This is a genomic window from Rhizobium sp. PDO1-076, from assembly GCF_000247475.1.
Taxonomy (GTDB): domain Bacteria; phylum Pseudomonadota; class Alphaproteobacteria; order Rhizobiales; family Rhizobiaceae; genus Allorhizobium.
The window spans coordinates 1-17,464 of record NZ_AHZC01000133.1 but is presented as its reverse complement, the minus strand read 5'-3'; the positions used below and the strand labels follow the sequence as shown (position 1 = coordinate 17,464).

At 60.7% G+C, this 17,464-nt stretch carries 17 protein-coding genes and 1 tRNA gene; 7 read left to right on the top strand and 11 right to left on the bottom strand.

The features are described from left to right. Positions 1-3: 3 nt before the first annotated feature. The 4 genes from PDO_RS09655 to pcsA form a co-directional block, all read right to left on the bottom strand. Complete coding sequence (locus PDO_RS09655; RefSeq protein ID WP_037073247.1) at positions 4-924, bottom strand: ABC transporter permease; 921 nt, start codon at positions 922-924, stop codon at positions 4-6. Then, positions 918-2,015 carry an ABC transporter permease gene (locus PDO_RS09650; protein ID WP_007601018.1) on the bottom strand — a complete coding sequence of 366 codons (1,098 nt, stop codon included), beginning with the start codon at positions 2,013-2,015 and terminating at the stop codon, positions 918-920. Before PDO_RS09650 ends, PDO_RS09655 begins: the two co-directional genes overlap by 7 nt. Next, positions 2,005-3,582: an ABC transporter ATP-binding protein gene (locus PDO_RS09645; protein ID WP_007601017.1), complete on the bottom strand. Its 1,578-nt coding sequence runs from the start codon at positions 3,580-3,582 to the stop codon at positions 2,005-2,007. Before PDO_RS09645 ends, PDO_RS09650 begins: the two co-directional genes overlap by 11 nt. A 120-nt stretch (positions 3,583-3,702) precedes the next feature. Continuing rightward, positions 3,703-4,434, bottom strand: a complete 732-nt coding sequence (gene pcsA, locus PDO_RS09640; protein ID WP_007601016.1) for a phosphatidylcholine synthase — start codon at positions 4,432-4,434, stop codon at positions 3,703-3,705. Positions 4,435-4,649: 215 nt separating this feature from the next. On the opposite strand from pcsA, the gene PDO_RS09635 reads away from it, so the two are divergent. After that, positions 4,650-5,852 carry a UbiH/UbiF family hydroxylase gene (locus PDO_RS09635; RefSeq protein ID WP_007601015.1) on the top strand — a complete coding sequence of 401 codons (1,203 nt, stop codon included), beginning with the start codon at positions 4,650-4,652 and terminating at the stop codon, positions 5,850-5,852. Here PDO_RS09635 and PDO_RS09630 read toward each other — a convergent pair. Together PDO_RS09630 and PDO_RS09625 are read right to left on the bottom strand one after the other, a co-directional pair. Continuing rightward, positions 5,829-6,791, bottom strand: a complete 963-nt coding sequence (locus tag PDO_RS09630) for an AEC family transporter (RefSeq protein WP_007601014.1) — start codon at positions 6,789-6,791, stop codon at positions 5,829-5,831. The two genes, PDO_RS09635 and PDO_RS09630, sit on opposite strands and share 24 nt — an antisense overlap. A gap of 101 nt (positions 6,792-6,892) precedes the next feature. After that, positions 6,893-7,639, bottom strand: a complete 747-nt coding sequence (locus tag PDO_RS09625) for a cytochrome c biogenesis CcdA family protein (protein ID WP_007601013.1) — start codon at positions 7,637-7,639, stop codon at positions 6,893-6,895. Positions 7,640-7,928: 289 nt separating this feature from the next. Here PDO_RS09625 and PDO_RS09620 point away from each other — a divergent pair. The 6 genes from PDO_RS09620 (at position 7,929) to PDO_RS09595 (ending at position 12,660) form a co-directional block, all read left to right on the top strand. Further along, positions 7,929-8,004: transfer RNA gene (locus PDO_RS09620), tRNA-Lys, on the top strand. 274 nt (positions 8,005-8,278) lie between these two features. Then, positions 8,279-8,527 carry a hypothetical protein gene (locus PDO_RS09615; protein WP_007601012.1) on the top strand — a complete coding sequence of 83 codons (249 nt, stop codon included), beginning with the start codon at positions 8,279-8,281 and terminating at the stop codon, positions 8,525-8,527. A 190-nt stretch (positions 8,528-8,717) separates the two neighbouring features. Beyond that, positions 8,718-9,995, top strand: coding sequence for an efflux RND transporter periplasmic adaptor subunit (locus PDO_RS09610; protein WP_037073257.1), 1,278 nt, complete (start codon positions 8,718-8,720; stop codon positions 9,993-9,995). A gap of 9 nt (positions 9,996-10,004) precedes the next feature. Further along, positions 10,005-10,721 carry an ABC transporter ATP-binding protein gene (locus PDO_RS09605; protein ID WP_007601010.1) on the top strand — a complete coding sequence of 239 codons (717 nt, stop codon included), beginning with the start codon at positions 10,005-10,007 and terminating at the stop codon, positions 10,719-10,721. Continuing rightward, complete coding sequence (locus PDO_RS09600) at positions 10,711-11,916, top strand: ABC transporter permease (protein ID WP_007601008.1); 1,206 nt, start codon at positions 10,711-10,713, stop codon at positions 11,914-11,916. The genes PDO_RS09605 and PDO_RS09600 overlap by 11 nt, the downstream gene beginning before the upstream one ends. Positions 11,917-12,036: 120 nt before the next feature. Continuing rightward, positions 12,037-12,660 (top strand): GntR family transcriptional regulator, encoded by a 624-nt coding sequence (locus PDO_RS09595; RefSeq protein ID WP_007601006.1) that lies wholly within the window; start codon positions 12,037-12,039, stop codon positions 12,658-12,660. Between the two features lie 77 nt (positions 12,661-12,737). Here PDO_RS09595 and PDO_RS09590 read toward each other — a convergent pair whose 3' ends face one another. The 5 genes from PDO_RS09590 to cysG all read right to left on the bottom strand — a co-directional run. After that, the gene (locus PDO_RS09590) at positions 12,738-13,550 is read right to left on the bottom strand and encodes a ferredoxin--NADP reductase (RefSeq protein ID WP_007601004.1); all 813 of its coding nucleotides are present in this window, start codon (positions 13,548-13,550) and stop codon (positions 12,738-12,740) included. Positions 13,551-13,719: 169 nt separating this feature from the next. Beyond that, a complete protein-coding gene (locus PDO_RS09585; RefSeq protein ID WP_007601002.1) occupies positions 13,720-14,232 on the bottom strand; it encodes a DUF934 domain-containing protein in 513 nt (170 codons plus the stop codon). A gap of 14 nt (positions 14,233-14,246) precedes the next feature. After that, on the bottom strand, positions 14,247-15,917 hold the full coding sequence (locus PDO_RS09580) for a nitrite/sulfite reductase (protein WP_007601000.1): 1,671 nt from the start codon (positions 15,915-15,917) through the stop codon (positions 14,247-14,249). Between the two features lie 15 nt (positions 15,918-15,932). Then, the gene (locus PDO_RS09575) at positions 15,933-16,247 is read right to left on the bottom strand and encodes a DUF2849 domain-containing protein (RefSeq protein ID WP_007600998.1); all 315 of its coding nucleotides are present in this window, start codon (positions 16,245-16,247) and stop codon (positions 15,933-15,935) included. Between the two features lie 2 nt (positions 16,248-16,249). Further along, positions 16,250-17,464 (bottom strand): siroheme synthase CysG (cysG, locus tag PDO_RS09570; protein ID WP_007600996.1); only part of this gene is annotated, 1,215 nt, incomplete at its 5' end.

Here is a 17,464-nt window from a genome sequence, read left to right as displayed (position 1 = left end):
CGTTTAACGATCCGGCACGAAGGGCTTGCCCAGGGACGCCGGTGTATTGATCAGCGTCGTGCGCCGATTATGGGAGATAATGATCAGGACGACAATGGTCGCGGCATAGGGTAGCGCCGAGAGAAACTGCGAGGGAAGACCGATGCCGAAGGCCTGGGCATGCAGCTGGCCGATGGTCACGGCGCCGAAGAGATAGCCGCCGGCCAGCAGGCGCCAAGGCCGCCAGGCGGCAAAGACGACCAGCGCCAGCGCGATCCAGCCGCGACCGGCAGACATGTTTTCCACCCATTGCGGTGTGTAGACCAGCGACAGCTGGGCGCCGGCAAGACCGGCACAGGCGCCGCCGAACATGACCGCGAGATACCGCGTGCGGATGACCGGCAGGCCCAGTGTATGGGCCGAACCATGGCTGTCGCCGATGGCACGCAGTTTCAGGCCGGCACGGCTCTTGAACAGGAACCAGTTGACCCCGACCACCAGGGCGATCGACAGATAGAAGATGATGTCCTGCTTGAAGAACAGCGGCCCGACAATCGGGATGTCGGCCAGCACGGGAATGGCGATCGGGGCCAACTTGACGCCGGGCACGCCGACCAGGCTCTCGCCGACCATGCCGGAGACGCCCAGGCCGAGAATGGTCAGGGCGAGGCCGGTGGCGACCTGATTTGCCACCAGGGTGAGCGTCAGGAAGCCGAAGAGCAACGAGAAGGCCGCCCCCGCCGCAACACCTGCCAGAACGCCGATGAAGGGAGAGCCGGATGCCTGGGCTGCGGCAAAGGCGCAGACGGCGCCGATGATCATCATGCCTTCGACGCCGAGATTGAGCACGCCTGAGCGCTCGGTGACCAGTTCGCCGAGCGCAGCGATGACCAGCGGCGTCGAGGCGGTGATGACGGTCAGCAGGATCGCTTCAATAATCATGATGCGCTCCTGCCGGCAAGCTTGCGGCCACGATCAAAGACGATGCGCACCTTGTAGAGAATGAGCGTGTCGCAGGAGAGCACGAAGAACAGCAGCAGCCCCTGGAAAACGCGGGTCACCTTGTCGGAAACGCCGATCGACAGCTGCGCGCCCTCACCACCCAGATAGGTCAGTGCCAACACCAGCCCCGCGGCGACGATGCCGAGCGGATTGAGACGTCCGAGGAAGGCGACGATGATCGCGGTGAAGCCATAGCCGGGCGAGATCGACGGCTGCAGGTGGCCGATGGAGCCGGAGACTTCGGAAATGCCGGCGAGACCGGCCAGTGCACCGGAAAACAACATCGAGAACCAGACCATGCCGCGCGAGGAGAAGCCGGCAAAACGCCCTGCCCGCTCGGACTGGCCGAGGACGACGATCTGAAAGCCCTTCAGCGTGTAGCGCATCATCAGCCAGACGGCGACCGCGGCAATCAGCGCGAAGGCAAAACCCCAATGGGCGCGGCCGGACGAGGAGAGGATTTCCGGTAGCACGGCTTCGCTGACAAAGCTGCGGCTCTGCGGGAAGTTGTAGCCGCCCGGATCACGCCAAGCGCCGCGCACCAGCCAGTCGAGGAAAAGCTGGGCGATATAGACCAGCATCAGGCTGGTTAGAATCTCGTTGGTGTTGAACCGGGTCTTGAGCAGTGCCGGAATGCCGGCATAGGCGGCGCCACCCAGCGCGCCCATGACCATCATCAGCGGAAGCAGCAATGGCGAATGCCATTCGTAGAAGACGATCGGCAGAAGCGAACCGGTGATCGCGCCGACGGTGAACTGGCCTTCTGCGCCGATATTCCAGTTGTTGGAGCGGTAACAGACCGAGAGGCCGACAGCGATCAGGATCAGCGGACCGGCCTTGATTGCCAGTTCATGCAGCGACCAGACCTCGAGAAGCGGTTCGATGAAAAAGCTGTAAAGCGCAGAAACAGGATCCTTGCCGAGCAGCGCAAACATGATGCCGCCAAAGACGACCGTAAGCGCCAGTGCCAGCAAGGGCGACACAATGGCAAACAGCGCCGACTGGCGCGGGCGGCGTTCAAGTTCAATGCGCATGCGCTGTCTCCAAACCATGCATGCCACCCATGAGGATGCCGATCTTTTCACGGTTCATGCTGCCGGCCGGATGGGCCTGAGACAGTTTTCCCTCGGAGATCGCCGCAATGCTGGTCGCCACTTCAAAGATTTCGTCGAGATCCTGGCTGATCACCACGACCGCCGAACCACTCTTGGCGAGATCGACCAGCGCCTGGCGGATACGGCTTGCCGCACCGGCATCGACACCCCAGGTCGGCTGGTTGACGACCAGTACGGACGGCTGGCGGTCGAGTTCGCGCCCGACGATGAATTTCTGCAGATTGCCACCCGACAGCGAGCCTGCGGCTGGATCATCGCCGCTCTTGCGCACATCCATCATTTCCGAAATGCGGCGTGCCGCCTGTTGCACGAGGCCGTGGCGAATCAACCCAAGTTTTCCGCCGGCGAGGTAAGCCTTGCGATCGGAGGCATTGCGCGACAGGAACAGGTTCTCCGAAAGGCTCATCGCCGGCACGGCGGCATGGCCATGACGCTCCTCGGGAACGAAGCCGGCGCCGAGCAGACGGCGTGCATTGATGCCGAGGCGGCCGACGGATTGGCCGCGAATGCGGATCGAATCGGCGCTTTCGACCGGATATTCGCCCGACAGCGCATCAAACAGTTCACTCTGTCCATTGCCGGCAACACCGGCGATCGCCAGAACTTCGCCGGCACGCACCGTCATCGACACAGACTTGAGCGGCATGGCAAAGGGTGAGCGAGGGCTTACCGACAAGCTTGTGACTTCAAGCTGCAGGGCGCCGTCGGCCGGCGGCTCGACTTTTTCGACGCCGGCAACCTCGGCACCGACCATCATGCGGGCGAGCGAAGCTGGAGTTTCCTGGCGCGGATCGCAGACGCCGGTAACCTTGCCATGACGCAGGACAGTCGCCCGGTCGCAAATGCGCTGAACCTCTTCCAATCTGTGACTGATATACAGAACCGAGCGGCCTTCGGCCCTCAGCTTGAACAAGGTCTCGAACAAGCGATCGGCTTCCTGCGGCGTCAGAACCGATGTCGGCTCATCAAGAATGATCAGCTTGGGATTTTGCAGGAGGGCGCGAACGATCTCGATGCGTTGGCGTTCACCGACCGACAGATCGGCAACGTGGGCGTCGGGATCGAGCGGCAGACCATAGGCGATCGAGAGTTCGGCCGCCTTCTTCGACAGGTCCGCAATTGAGATCTTCTCGTCGAGCGACAAAGCGATGTTTTCCGCAACCGTCAGTGCTTCGAACAGCGAAAAATGTTGAAACACCATGCCGATGCCAAGACGGCGGGCCGCTGCCGGATTGGCGACCAGCGTGTCTGTCCCCTGCCAGGAAATCGAACCCGCCGACGGGGCGAGGATGCCGAACAGCATCTTGACGAGGGTGGATTTTCCCGCGCCATTTTCGCCGAGAAGCGCGTGGATCTCACCGTGGCCGATATCGAGATCGATGCCGTCGCAGGCCTTGAAGCTGCCGAACAGCTTGCTGAGGCTACGCACGGACAGAAGCGGCAATTCGCCTGTCGATTGGTCGTTCGCCACATGTCCCCCTTGCATTGCCAAGCTCCCAGGCCGGGTCTTGCGCCCGGTCCGAAGCTCAATTCATAACCGGTTTGCCGCGCCGCACAATATATAGGCAGGAGTTTTTTTTGGTTTTGCGCAGGCAAGGTTGCAGCACTAGTCTGCGGAGCGTCCAAGGCTCGGGAAAAACTGCAGGATTCCGCCGATCAGGTAGAGATAAAGACCCGTGATAACCGTGCCTGCAACGACCCAGGACGGGGTGTCGAAATGCAACAGAAGCGCATATCCGCCAAAGGCGCACCAGAGCAGAAACACCACCATGTTGAGCCCACGCAGTCGTTTGACGCGGACCGGATGAAGGAAATAGATCGGCAGGAAGGTCAGGAAGACCGAGACCAGAACAGCAACAAGCGCCGTTGTCGCGCTCGCATCGATAACGAAGAGCGTAAAGACCAACATGTTCCAGACCACGGGAAAGCCTGAGAAGAAATATTCATCCGTCTTCATGCCCATGTCGGCGTAATAGATCGCGCTGGAAACCACGATCAGGCCGGCGGCGACGAAGGACCAGGGTTCACCGATCATGCCACTCTGATAGAGGGCAAATGCCGGCAGCAGAACATAGGTGACGTAGTCGATGATATTGTCGAGCGTATCGCCCGACCAGTTGGGCAGCACTTCCTTGACGCGTACCTTGCGCGCGATCGGGCCATCGATGCCGTCGACCAGAAGCGCCAAGCCAAGCCACCAGAACATATCGACGAAGCGATGTTCAGCCGCTGCAACCACGCCCAGAAAAGCCAGAAATGAACCCGACGCGGTCAGGATGTGGACCGAAAACGCGCGGATTTCCGCGTAGGGAACCCGTTTGTAATTGAAGATCTTCATCCCTGCTCCAAGCTATCAGCCGTCCGGTGACCTCGGTATCCGATGAAATCCTGTCATTTGCAACAGAGGACAGAAAATGCGGCCGGTTTTACCGCAAAAACAACGACCGCGCCAAGACAAGCATGGACGGACGGACTGCGCCAAAACGGCCCATGGATTTCGCCGGCCAAGCGCTCTAAATAGCAGATGAGTTTTCCTGATTGGACGCGAAGACCATGAAACACTACGACATCGCCATCATTGGTGCTGGCCCTGCCGGCCAGATCGCCGCCATCGCCATGGCGCGCGGCGGCCGGCGCGTGGCGCTGATCGGTCCGCAGCCCAATGGATTGGACCGGCGAACCACCGCGCTGATGCATCAATCGCTGACGATGATGGAGCGCCTCGGCCTCTGGACCGACCTGCGGAACGAGGCGGCAGCACTGTCGACGATGCAGATTATCGACGGGACAAAGCGCCTGCTGCGCGCGCCGACGGTTGCCTTCCGCAGCGCCGAAATCGACCTTCCGGCCTTCGGCTTCAACATTCCGAATGCCGCGCTGGTTGCAGCGCTTTCGCAGGCCGTTTCGACGGAACCGATGATCGAGCGCTTTTCCGTGGCGGCAGACGCGATCGAGATCGCCGAGGATCTTGTGAGCGTGAGCCTGCCGAAGGACGAGATCATCACGGCGGACTTCGTCATCGGCGCCGATGGCCGCAAGTCGAAAACCCGCGACAGCGCCGGCGTCGGGGTAAAGACCTGGTCCTACCCGCAGACGGCCGTGGTATTGAACTTTGGCCACACGCTGCCGCACCAGAACGCCTCGACCGAGTTCCACACGGAATCGGGTCCATTCACACAAGTGCCTCTGCCGGGCCTGCGCTCCAGCCTTGTCTGGGTCGTTACACCCACCGAAGCCGAGCGCCTGCTCGCCCTCGATACGGCTGGCCTGTCGGCAGAGGTGGAAAGCCGGATGCAGTCACTGCTCGGCAAGGTGACCGTTGAAGATGGAGTTCAGGCGTGGCCGCTGTCGGGTATGACTGCCAACCACTACGGCCGGAGCCGCGCGGCCTTCATCGGCGAAGCAGGTCATGCCTTCCCGCCGATCGGTGCACAGGGGCTCAATCTCAGCCTTCGTGATATTGCAGCGCTCGAAGACATCCTGATCGACCGCAACGGCGATCAGATCAAGGCCACGGCCGGTGATCGCTTCGACCGCAAGCGGCGGCTCGATATTTCCAGCCGGACCGTCAGCGTCGACCTTTTGAACCGCTCGCTGCTCTCTGGCCTGCTGCCGGTGCAGATGATGCGGGCGGCGGGCCTGCAGGTGCTGGCAAGTTTTGCACCGCTGCGCAATCTGGTCATGCAGGAAGGCGTGGCACCCGGTCGCGGACTGAAAAGCCTGCCGCACGTGTTACGGGAAAAGATCCGGCGGTAAGACGCCACTCTTGATCGCAAACAGCAGCGCTGAGACGGAAAAAACCGAGATCACCGTGGTGATCAGGATCGTTGCCGAGGCACGCTCCTGCCAGACGCCATACTGTTGGCCGATGACGAAGACATTGGTGGCTGTTGGCAGCGAGGCAAGCAGGATTGCCGTGTAGAGCCAGAGCGGATCGAAATTGCCGACGAAGCTCAAGACGACATAGACCAGGATCGGATGCAGCACGAGCTTGATCGGCACGATATAGCCGATCTCGACCGGGATGCGCTTGAGCGGCCGCAACGCCAAGGTCACGCCCATGGCAAACAGCGCACATGGTGCGGCTGCCTGCGCCAGGTAATCGATCAGCCTTTGCAGGGCGACGGGTGGTTCGAAGGCAAAGGCCGCGGCGACGAAGCCGACCAGTGTTGCGATGATGAAGGGATGCGTGACGATCTTGCGCGCCACATCGAGCGCCAGATGCAGGAGCGGCCGCCTGTCGCCGCCGGCAAAGGCCATCAGGGCCGGAGCCGCGATGAAATGCGCTGCATTTTCAAAGCAGAAGACCAAGGCCACCGGCACGGCCGCCTTCTCACCAAAGGCAAGCAGCGCCAGGCCGGGCCCCATATAACCGATATTGCCATAACAACCGGCCAGCGCCTGGACGGTGCATTCGGCAACCGTGTTGCCGCGGATGTAGCGGCCGATGGCAAAGACCAGCACGAAGATCGTATAGGTGGACGCAAGGGCGGCGGCGATGAAATCCACGCGGGTGAGTTCTTCGATCGGCGTGCGTGAGACCAGCTTGAAGAACAGGGCCGGCAATGTGACGTAGATCACGAAAAAATTCAGCCAACCGAGCGCACCGGCGGAATGGTCGGCAACCTTGCCGGACACATAGCCGATCAGGATCAGTCCGAAAAAGGGCAGCACCAGCGCGACAATGTCAGCCATCGGCAAAGTCTCTCTTCCTATCGCGCCGTCCCGTCGCTTGCATGGCCGGCGCTTGCATGGCGGCGCCTTCCTCGGCAAGCAGGCATGAGCCTGATCGGGACTTAGCCGATTTGCGACAGGATTGGAAAGGTTTGCTGAAACCAGATGGCCATGTCGGAAATGTAGCCGAAGATGAAGGCAAGCCCCGTCGCCACCAGCAATCCGCCCATAATCTTCTCGACCAGGCCGAGATGGTGGCGGAAACGCGCCAGGAATCGCATGAAGGCACCGGAGAAACCGGCCGCTATCCAGAATGGCACGGCAAGCCCGAGGGAATAGATGGCGAGCAGAAGCGCGCCGTCACCCACCGTCTGCTTGGAGGCCGCGACGCCGAGGATCGCCCCGAGGACCGGACCGATACACGGGGTCCAGCCGAAGGCAAAGGCAAGCCCCATGACATAGGCGCCCGACAGGGTCGCCGGCTTGCCGCCGCCCGCGAATCGCATTTCGGACGACAGGAAGCCAAGACGGAAGACACCGAGGAAATTCAGGCCCATGACGATGATGATGGCGCCGCCGATCTTGGCGAGCAGGTCGAGATGTTGGCGCAACAGGCCGCCAATGGTCGAGGCACCAGCGCCGAGCGCGACGAAGACCGTGGCAAAGCCAAGGGTGAAGACGAGCGATGTCAGGAAAACCGTGCGGCGGGCGGCGGCATTCTGCGTCTCTTCACCGGCACGGAACTGATCGACGGAAATGCCGGCCATGTAACAGAGATAGGGCGGCACCAGCGGCAGAACACAGGGCGAGAGAAAGGACAGAGCTCCCGCCAGAAGCGCGCTGACGAAAGAAATCTCGGCGATCGACACACGCAACTCCACAGTGAATGAAATTCGGCAAACGGATTGGCGCCTTTCCTATCCGGCAGAAAGGGGGCTTGCCAATCACCTTTGCGTTCGTTGCGACAAAAGGACTTTTTCATTGCGGAGAACGCATTTTTCCGGTTGACCGGATGGAGTCGCCTGCCTATGTTCCGCGCACTTCCAAAGGCGGGGCACAAACCCTGTATGGAGGAGCGTGGCTCAGCCAGTTTGAGCAATGATTTTTAGACTGCTTGATGCGGTTTATGGTCGGAATGTCGCGCGATGGACATGGTGTGAGAGGCTAGCTCAGCTGGTAGAGCAGCGCACTTTTAATGCGCGGGTCGTGGGTTCGAGTCCCACGCCTCTCACCACTTCCCAACTTCGCCCAGTCCCAATCATCAGATCAGTGTGTTCGGCTCAGGCCGTTGCCGTGAAGACGCTATAGCATCCGGTTCTCCGCCGGATGGCTGGCGGCATTGCCGTTTCACCGCTGGACCAGACCGCCATGGCCGTGTAGTCCGATCTCAGTGTTTCGACCCCCACATTACGCCCATTGCTCCTGAAGTGCAAAAATCCATGGCTCATATCCGCGCGCCAAAAACTGAGAGATCAGATCCCGTACACCCGATTGAGTGTCAGGAGGCGATGGAGGATGCCTTTCTCGACATGGTCAATCGCGGTGTCAGGGCGGGATGGGATGTCGAGCAGGTGATATCGGCCGTGATCGAGCTTGCCGATACGCAGATGGTGCTGCGTCAGGAGGATGCGCGGCTGGAGGGCACGCTGCGGCGCATGCGCAAGGATCCGACCTTGGCGGAACTGGGAGTGATCGCTTTTTTCGGCGTCGTCGGCATCGCCGTTCTGGCGACCTTCATCCTGAGCATTTTCATGTGAATACAAACGGATCGGTGCAAACGGCCGCCGTTCGAACCTTACCAATTATTCACTGGGGTTTTGTCGCGATCCGTGGAAAAACCGCAACCAGAAGCGGCAGGCCGCCCGGCAATTGATTTCAATCAAGATGAAAACTGCGGGAAGCGGCATCCTCTCCGCGCAACAACATGACAATGGTGCCTTCGTGACGATCGACACAGACAGCCGCTCCAAAGACCCTGGCCCGAATGTAGAGGAGCTGAAGGCGCTGATCGGCGCACCGCGTGGAAAAAAACCTCGCTGGATCCTCAAGATTGTCACGCTGCTGCTCATCGCGGGTGCCGCCTATGGCATCTATGCACTGACGACGCGCACTGCGTCCTATACCTATGCCACCGCCGAGGTGAAAAAGGGCGATCTCACCGTGATGGTCACCGCCACGGGTTCGGTCGAACCGACAGTGCAGGTCGATGTGTCGAGCGAGCAGTCCGGCACTGTGCGCGAGGTGCTGGTTGCGGAAAACACCCAGGTGACCAAGGGCGAAGTGCTGGCGCGGCTCGACACAGACAAGCTGACGGCGGAACTGAAAGGTTCGGAAGCAGCGCTGGCGGCGGCGAAAGCCAGTGTTTCCAAGGCTGAAGCCGACCGACTGTCTGCCAAGGTAAGCCTCGACCGGCAAAAGGCGCTGGTCACGAGCCGTGTATCGAGCCAGCAGGATCTGGATTCGGCAATCTACAACTATGACGCTGCAGAGGCGACCAAGGCGAGTGCCGAGGCCAATGTGCTTGCTGCCGAAGCCACGCTCGAGCAGTCGAAGCTATCGCTGAGCAAGGCGACCATCGTCTCGCCGATAGACGGGATCGTGCTTGCGCGCGACGTCGATCCCGGTGCGACCGTCGCTGCCTCCCTGGAGGCACCGACCCTGTTCACGCTGGCCGGCGATCTGCGGGAAATGGAACTGCAGGTGTCGATCGACGAAGCCGATGTCGGACAGGTGGCCGTCGGTCAAACGGCGACATTCACCGTCGATGCCTTCCCAGATCAACGGTTTCCGGCGGAAATCACCTCGGTGCGCTATGCCTCGGAGACCGTCAATGATGTCGTGACCTATAAAGGAATCCTATCGGTGCGCAATGAAGACATGGTGCTGCGCCAGGGCATGACGGCGACGGCCGATATCGTGGTGAAGGCGCTTTCCGGACAGCTCCTCATTCCCAACGCAGCGCTGCGCTATTCGCCGCCGGTTGTCGCCACCCGCACAGGTGGTGGCAGCGGCATCTTCAGCCTGTTCCGCCCACCGCGCATGGGCTCGCTAACCACCGCCCAGCCAACCGGCAGCGAACGCACGGTCTGGGTCCTGCGCAATGGTATGCCTGCCGCCGTCAATGTCGAGATCGGAGCCAGTGATGGTCAAAACACTGTGCTGGTGAAAGGCGATATAATCGAAGGCGATCAACTGGTGACCGATTCCACCGAAAAGAAGAGCTGAGGACGCCCCATGGCCCCGGCTCCCCTGATCCAGTTTCGCCAGATCTCCAAGCTCTATGGGCGCGGCGAGGCCACGATCCGCGCCCTGGACAGCCTTGACCTGACGATCGAGGCGCATGAATTCGTCGCCATCATGGGTCCATCGGGTTCGGGCAAATCCACCGCGATGAACATTCTCGGCTTCCTCGACGTGCCAAGCTCGGGCCAGTATCTGTTCCAGGGCATGGAAACGACCGGGTTTGACCGATCGCAATACACCTTGCTGCGTCGGCACATGCTCGGCTTCGTCTTCCAGGGTTTCAACCTGCTGGCGCGCACCTCGGCTGTGGAAAATGTGGAATTGCCGCTGATCTATCGTGGCATGGATGCGCGAGAGCGGCGCAAGCTGGCGCTCGAGGCGCTAGCCCAGGTCGGCCTTGCTGGCCGCGAGAACCACACCACACAGGAATTGTCCGGCGGACAGCAACAACGCGTCGCGATCGCACGCGCCATTGTCACCAAACCGGCAATCCTGCTGGCAGATGAACCCACCGGCAATCTCGACACCCGCACCAGTCGCGAAATCATGGACCTGATCACGTCGCTGAACCGGGATCGTGGGATCACCGTGATCATGGTCACGCATGAGGATGACATCGCGGCCTACGCCAAGCGCACCCTGCGCTTTGTCGACGGGCATCTTCAGTCCGACAGCAAGACAACGGAGGTGGCGGACGATGTTCACTGAGACGATCAAGCTTGCGCTTCGCGCCATCACACGCAACCTGCTGCGATCGTTCCTGACCGTGCTTGGGGTCGTGATCGGTGTTGCAGCTGTCATCGCCATGGTGACGATCGGCAATGGTACGACCGCACAGGTGACGTCGGAAATCTCCAAACTCGGGACCAATCTCCTGTTTGTCCGCCCCGGCCAGTTCGGTCCCGGTCGTGCCAGCGCCGATGCGAAGAAGTTTTCCGAGCGCGACGTCGAAGCCATCCGCGACCAGATCAGCGGATTGCGGGCTGTCGCCGGCGTCAACCAATCGAGCCAGACGGTGATTTTCGGCGGAGAGAGCCGGGCAACAACCATTGTGGGCACGGTCGGCGACTATCTTGTTGCTCAGGACTGGACGCTGGCAACCGGCCGTACCTTCCTGGCCTCGGAAGAACGCGGTGGACAGGCGGTCTGCCTGATCGGGGAGACTGTGCGCTCCAAGCTGTTCGGCTCGACGCCGGCGCTAGACCAGACTATCCGAGTCGACAATGTCGCCTGCGAGATCATCGGCACGCTGTCGAAAAAAGGCCAGAGCGGCATGGGCAGCGACCAGGACGATGTTGTGATGATGCCGCTCAAGGTGTTCCAGCGGCGAATCGGCGGATCGCAGGATGTCTCCAGCATCATGCTGTCGGCCGAAAACGGCGTCTCGACCTCAAAGGTACAGGCCAGCGTCGAATTGTTGCTGAGGGAGCGTCGCAAGATCGTTGCCGGGCGCGAAGACGATTTCAGCGTCAACGACATGACGCAGATGGCGGCCACCCTGACCGGTACGACAACATTGATGACCGGCCTGCTCGGCGCCGTGGCGGCTGTTTCGCTGCTCGTCGGTGGTATCGGCATCATGAACATCATGCTGGTTTCGGTAACCGAACGGACGCGCGAGATCGGTATCCGGCTGGCGATAGGCGCAGTGGAAAGCCAGGTGCTGATGCAGTTTCTCGTCGAGGCCGTGACGCTCTCCGTGTTTGGCGGCGTGGTAGGCATAGTGCTGGGGCTTACGATCGCCTATACGGCCGTCAGCCTGATGTCGGTGCCGTTTGTCGCCAGTCCGTCGATCGTTCTGCTGGCCTTTGCCTTCTCGGCAATCATCGGCATGGTCTTCGGCTATTTTCCAGCGAGACGCGCAGCGCAGTTGAACCCGATCGAGGCTTTGCGGCACGAATAATGCCATAAATTCCAAACCTCGTTCCAGGCGGGATCAACGCAGACCGCGGGCTTGATATATTAGCCTTGCTTGCCATTGCATCTGCGACATGCAACAGCTTGGTATATCAGTGGAGCGCGCATGCAGAAAAAAAGCCCCTCGCAAAGCCACCTCGCCTATCTGGAGCTTGAACGGCAAATCGTCATGCTAAGGCTCAAGCCGGGTGCTACGGTCAGCGAAAGGGAACTGATCGAGGCCTCTGGTTTCGGGCGCACGCCGGTCAGGGAGGCCATTCAAAAACTCGAATGGCAGGGTCTGATGTTGATCCGTCCGCGTGTCGGGCTACAGATCTCCGAGATCAAACCCTACGATCATCGCGCAATCATGGCGGTTCGCTTACGCCTCGAACCCTATGCCGTACGGCTTGCGGCCGAATCTGCCAGTGCCGAGGTCAAGTCCGCCCTTGTCGAGTGCGCCACCGCCATGACGACCGCGGCGACTGCCGGCGATTTCGATGCCTTCCTCAGGGCCGACAAGGTTTTCGACGTGCTGATCGAGAGCGCCTGTCCGAACTGTTTCCTGACCACCGCGCTTGCGCCGCTGCAGACGCATTCGAGACGCCTCTGGTACAGCACCGCGACCGTGGAAAAGATGGACCGGTCGGTGGCGCTGCATGTCGCGGTGATCCGCGCTATCCAGCAGGATAAAAGCGTCGAGGCTGAACGCGCGACGGCCAACCTGATAGGCTACCTCAGCGAAAACTGACGCCTTCCTCTGACACGCTTTATTGAAAACGCCCGGACAAGCCGGGCGTTTTCGTCACAGTCATTAAGGTTTCGAACTCAGCCGACGAAGGCGCGCTCGATGACGAATTCGGCTGGCTTGTTGTTCGCGCCTTCGGTCAGGCCTGCCTTTTCAAGGATCGCCTTGGTGTCCTTCAGCATGGCTGTCGAGCCGCAGATCATGCCGCGGTCAATCGCCGGGTCGAGCGCCGGCACACCGAGATCGGCAAACATCTTGCCGTTTTCCATCAGGTCGGTGATACGGCCCATGAACGGATAGTTTTCGCGCGTCACGGTCGCATAGTGCTTCAGCTTGTCGCCGACGAGTTCTGCCAGGAATTCATGGTTCCTGATTTCCTCGACAAGGTCGAAACCGTATTTCAGTTCGGCAACGTCGCGGCAGGTGTGGGTGAGGATGACTTCCTCGAACTTTTCATAGGTCTCCGGATCACGGATCAGGCTGGCGAATGGCGCGATCCCGGTACCGGTCGAAAACATATAGAGCCGCTTGCCGGGGGTCAGCGCGTCGAGCACCAGCGTGCCGGTCGACTTCTTGCGCATCAGGACCTTGTCACCCGGCTGGATCCGCTGCAGGTGCTGGGTCAGCGGACCATCCTGAACCTTGATCGAGAAAAATTCGAGTTCTTCGTCCCAGGACGGGCTGGCAATGGAATAAGCCCGGTAGATCGGCTTTCCCTCAACCATCAGGCCGATCATGGCGAATTCGCCCGAGCGAAAGCGAAAACCCGCCGGCCGGGTCATGCGGAAGCGGAACAGATGGTCGGTATAATGCGTCACGCTCAGGACCGTTTCGGCATAGACGCCGTCGGGTACGATCATTTCGGCATTGTCGGTCTTCACAAGAGCATTCATAGGCTGTCGGTCCTATCGTTCGGTCGCGTGGGGCAGCCTATAAAGCAGACTTCGCCATTCCACAATTCAGCCGGCATGCAGTTTTTGCAGCCATGGGATGCCTGAAAGCAAAGGCAGCGTCCTTGACCCCGGTCAAATCGCCACCATCACATAGGCTATTTATTATGTTTCAGGCGCCGGTCGAGCCGATCCGACGCCAGCTAAAGCCGGCAACCGTCTTGGAAGACCGGGCCGTTGGCTGATATTGCTGGGCAACGCCCATCAGACAGTGTTCGTCCAGCCGTTTCAACGCGGTCTCGTTGGTCACGGCAAAACTGTCAAAACCGGTGCGCAGCATCAAGGGCACCTGATCGATCAACACGTCGCCGACGGCACGCAATTCACCCTGATAGTCAAGGCGTTCGCGCAGCAGGGCGGCATGGCTGAAACCACGACCATCGCTGAAGGCCGGGAAGGCAATGGCAATCAGCGCAATGCGGTCGAGATACGGTTCGAGCTTTTGCACGTCATCGGCCGGCGCGACCAGAACACCCAAGCCACCTCCATTTGTCTCGGCTGCCGCGGCAAGAAAGGCGTCGAGGGCATAGATCGGCGTTTCGCCCTCGCCGGCCTTCACCTCGTCGGTTTCGATGACCCAGGCATCCTTGGCGACGAAACCGGTTTCTTTCCAAATCTTGGTCATGGTCTCAATCATCCTTACGCGGCTTCCGCCGTCGCGCCGTAGAGGGCATCCTTGAACGGCTTTGGGCCGACGCGACGATAGGCCAGAAGGAAGGTTTCCTTCGGATCAAGCCGCAGGCCGAGATAGGTGTCGACGATGGTCTCGATGGCGTCGGTCACCTTTTCCGGCTCGAAGCCGCGGCCGATGATTTCACCGATAGACGAGTTCTCGTCACCGGAACCGCCGAGCGTGATCTGATAGAGTTCGGCACCCTTCTTCTCGACCCCCAGAAGGCCGATATGGCCGACATGGTGATGACCGCAGGCATTGATGCAGCCGGAAATCTTGATCTTCAGTTCACCAATTTCAGCCTGGCGAGCCTGCGAGCCGAAGCGCAGCGAAATTTCCTGGGCCACCGGGATCGACCGAGCATTGGCCAAAGCGCAGTAGTCCAGGCCCGGACAGGCAATCATGTCGGTGATCAAACCGGCATTGGCGGTGGCCAGACCTGACTTTTCCAGTGCCTGATAGACCGGGTAGAGATCGCCCATGGCAACATGCGGCAGGATCAGGTTCTGCTCGTGGCTGACGCGGATCTCGTCAAAGGCATAACGTTCGGCGATATCGGCAACCAGATCCATCTGGGCATCCGATGCATCACCCGGCGTGCCGCCAATCGGCTTCAGGGAGATGGTGACCATGCCGTAGTCAGGATGGCTGTGCGGCTGGACGTTCTGGCCAACCCAAGCTGCAAAGGCTGCGTCAGCCTTCTTGGCGCGGGCAAGGGCCTCCCAGCCTTCGGCACGATCGGCAAGTGCCGGCGGCGCGAAATAGGCTTCGATCGACCGGATATCGGCCTCCGGCAACTTCAGTTCGCTGTCGCGGATCTGGTCGAACTCGGCCTCGACCTGACGGGTCAGTTCCTCGGCGCCGGTTTCATGCACGAGGATCTTGATCCGAGCCTTGTACTTGTTGTCGCGGCGGCCATTGAGGTTGTAGACGCGGACAATCGCCGTGACATAGGTCAGGAGGTCAGCTTCCGGCAGAAAGTCGCGGATCTTCTTGGCGATCAGCGGCGTGCGGCCCTGGCCACCGCCGACATAGACGGCAAAGCCGAGTTCGCCCGCTTCGTTCTTCTTCAGGTGCAGGCCGATGTCATGCACCTGGATGGCCGCACGGTCGCTCGGGGCGCCGGTAACAGCGATCTTGAACTTGCGCGGCAGGAAGGAAAACTCGGGATGCAGCGACGACCACTGGCGCAGGATCTCGGCGTAGGGGCGCGGATCGGCGACCTCGTCAGCGGCAGCACCGGCAAAATGGTCGGCCGTAACGTTGCGAATGCAGTTGCCCGAGGTCTGGATGGCGTGCATTTCGACGCTGGCAAGCTCGCTCAGGATATCAGGCGTGTCGGACAATTTTGGCCAGTTGTACTGGATGTTCTGGCGGGTGGTGAAATGGCCATAACCGCGATCATATTTGCGGGCGACATGGGCGAGCATGCGCATCTGTTTGGCGTTCAGCGTGCCATAGGGAATGGCGACGCGCAGCATATAGGCGTGCAGTTGCAGATAGACGCCGTTCATCAGCCGAAGCGGCTTGAAGGCATCTTCGGCCAGTTCTCCCGAGAGGCGGCGGTTCACCTGGTCGCGAAACTGCTCTACGCGCGCCGAAACGAAAGCGTGGTCGAATTCATCGTAACGATACATGTCTTACCTCAGGCCTCAGGCGGCGATGAATGCGGGGTCGGCATAACCATGACCCTCGGCATAAGCAATGGTGGGACCCTCGGCGCGGATGCGTTCACGAAGGCGCAGCGGACGCAGAAGGCCGTCTTTCTCTTCGATATCGATGATGTTGACATCGACAACGAGATTGCTGGCGAAAGCCTGCTTGCCGGCGACTTCCAGTGCCTCGACAGCTTCCGCATGGCGCGCGACAAACGCATCCTGCAGACGTTCGGTCCACTGGCCGCTGGCATCAAGCCAGACAGCGATCCCGTCGGTCAGCCGATTGGCGGTCAAGACTTTGTCAGCCATGGTCAGTTCCTCACGCTTTCAAGTTCAGCCGACTGGCGCGCTCCGAGTGGTTCGGAACGGCTGAAGTCGGCGCCGGCGACAGCGTCGCCGATGATTACCATTACCGGCCCGGTCAGCTCCGTTCGAGCCTCCAGTCCGGGCAATTCCCTCAAGGTGCCATGCATCCGCCGACTGTCACGCCGGCCGGCATTCTCCACGACTGCGACCGTCGTATCCTCTGCGAGGCCGGCGGCCATCAGCCGTTCCGCGACGGAAGCAGCAACTGTCCGACCCATATAGACGGCGACCGTTGTGCCCGACAGCGCAAGACGGGCCCAGTCCGGCAAAATATCACCATTGAGATCGTGACCGGTGGTGAAGACCAGCGAGGACGATACACCGCGCAACGTCAGCGGCAGCTCAAAATCGGCAGCCGCGGCGAATGCCGAGGTCACGCCAGGGACAATTTCATAAGGGATCCCGGCATCGCGTAGCGCCGCCATTTCCTCCCCTGCCCGACCAAAGATCAGCGGATCGCCGGATTTCAGGCGCACCACGCGCTTTCCCTCGCGACCGAGTTCGACGAGCAGATCGTTGATCTCGTCCTGCGATTTGGAATGGCAGCCTTTGCGCTTGCCGACCGGAATACGGTCGGCATCACGCCGGCCCATATCGACCACTTCACGCGGCACAAGTGCGTCATAGACGATGACATCGCATTCCATCATCAAACGGTGCGCACGCAGCGTCAGCAGATCTTCAGCACCCGGACCGGCGCCGACCAGGAACACGCGGCCCTCCACCCCGGATGCAGCAGTCGCTCGCAACAGTCGCGTAGCCTCGCGGCGGGCCTGGCTGACATCATCCGCCTCGACCGAATCGGCGACCTTGCCCTTGAAGAAATCACGCCAGAAAAGACGGCGAGCCACGCCACGGGGCACCAACCGATCGACCGCACCGCGGTATGAATTGGCCAGACGACCCAGTTTGCCCAGCGAACGGGGCAGCAGCCGATCGATATCGGCACGAATCATCTGCGCCAGAACAGGCCCAACGCCCTCTGTACCGATCGCCACTGCGATCGGAGCGCGATTGACCAGAGCAGGCGTGTAGAAGTCACAATAGTCGGGCTGATCAACGGCATTGGCGGGGATGCGCGCATCACGCGCGGCCGCGACGATATCGCGATCGAGCGCTGCATCGCCGGTGGCAGCAAAGACCAGCTTTGCGCCGTCAAC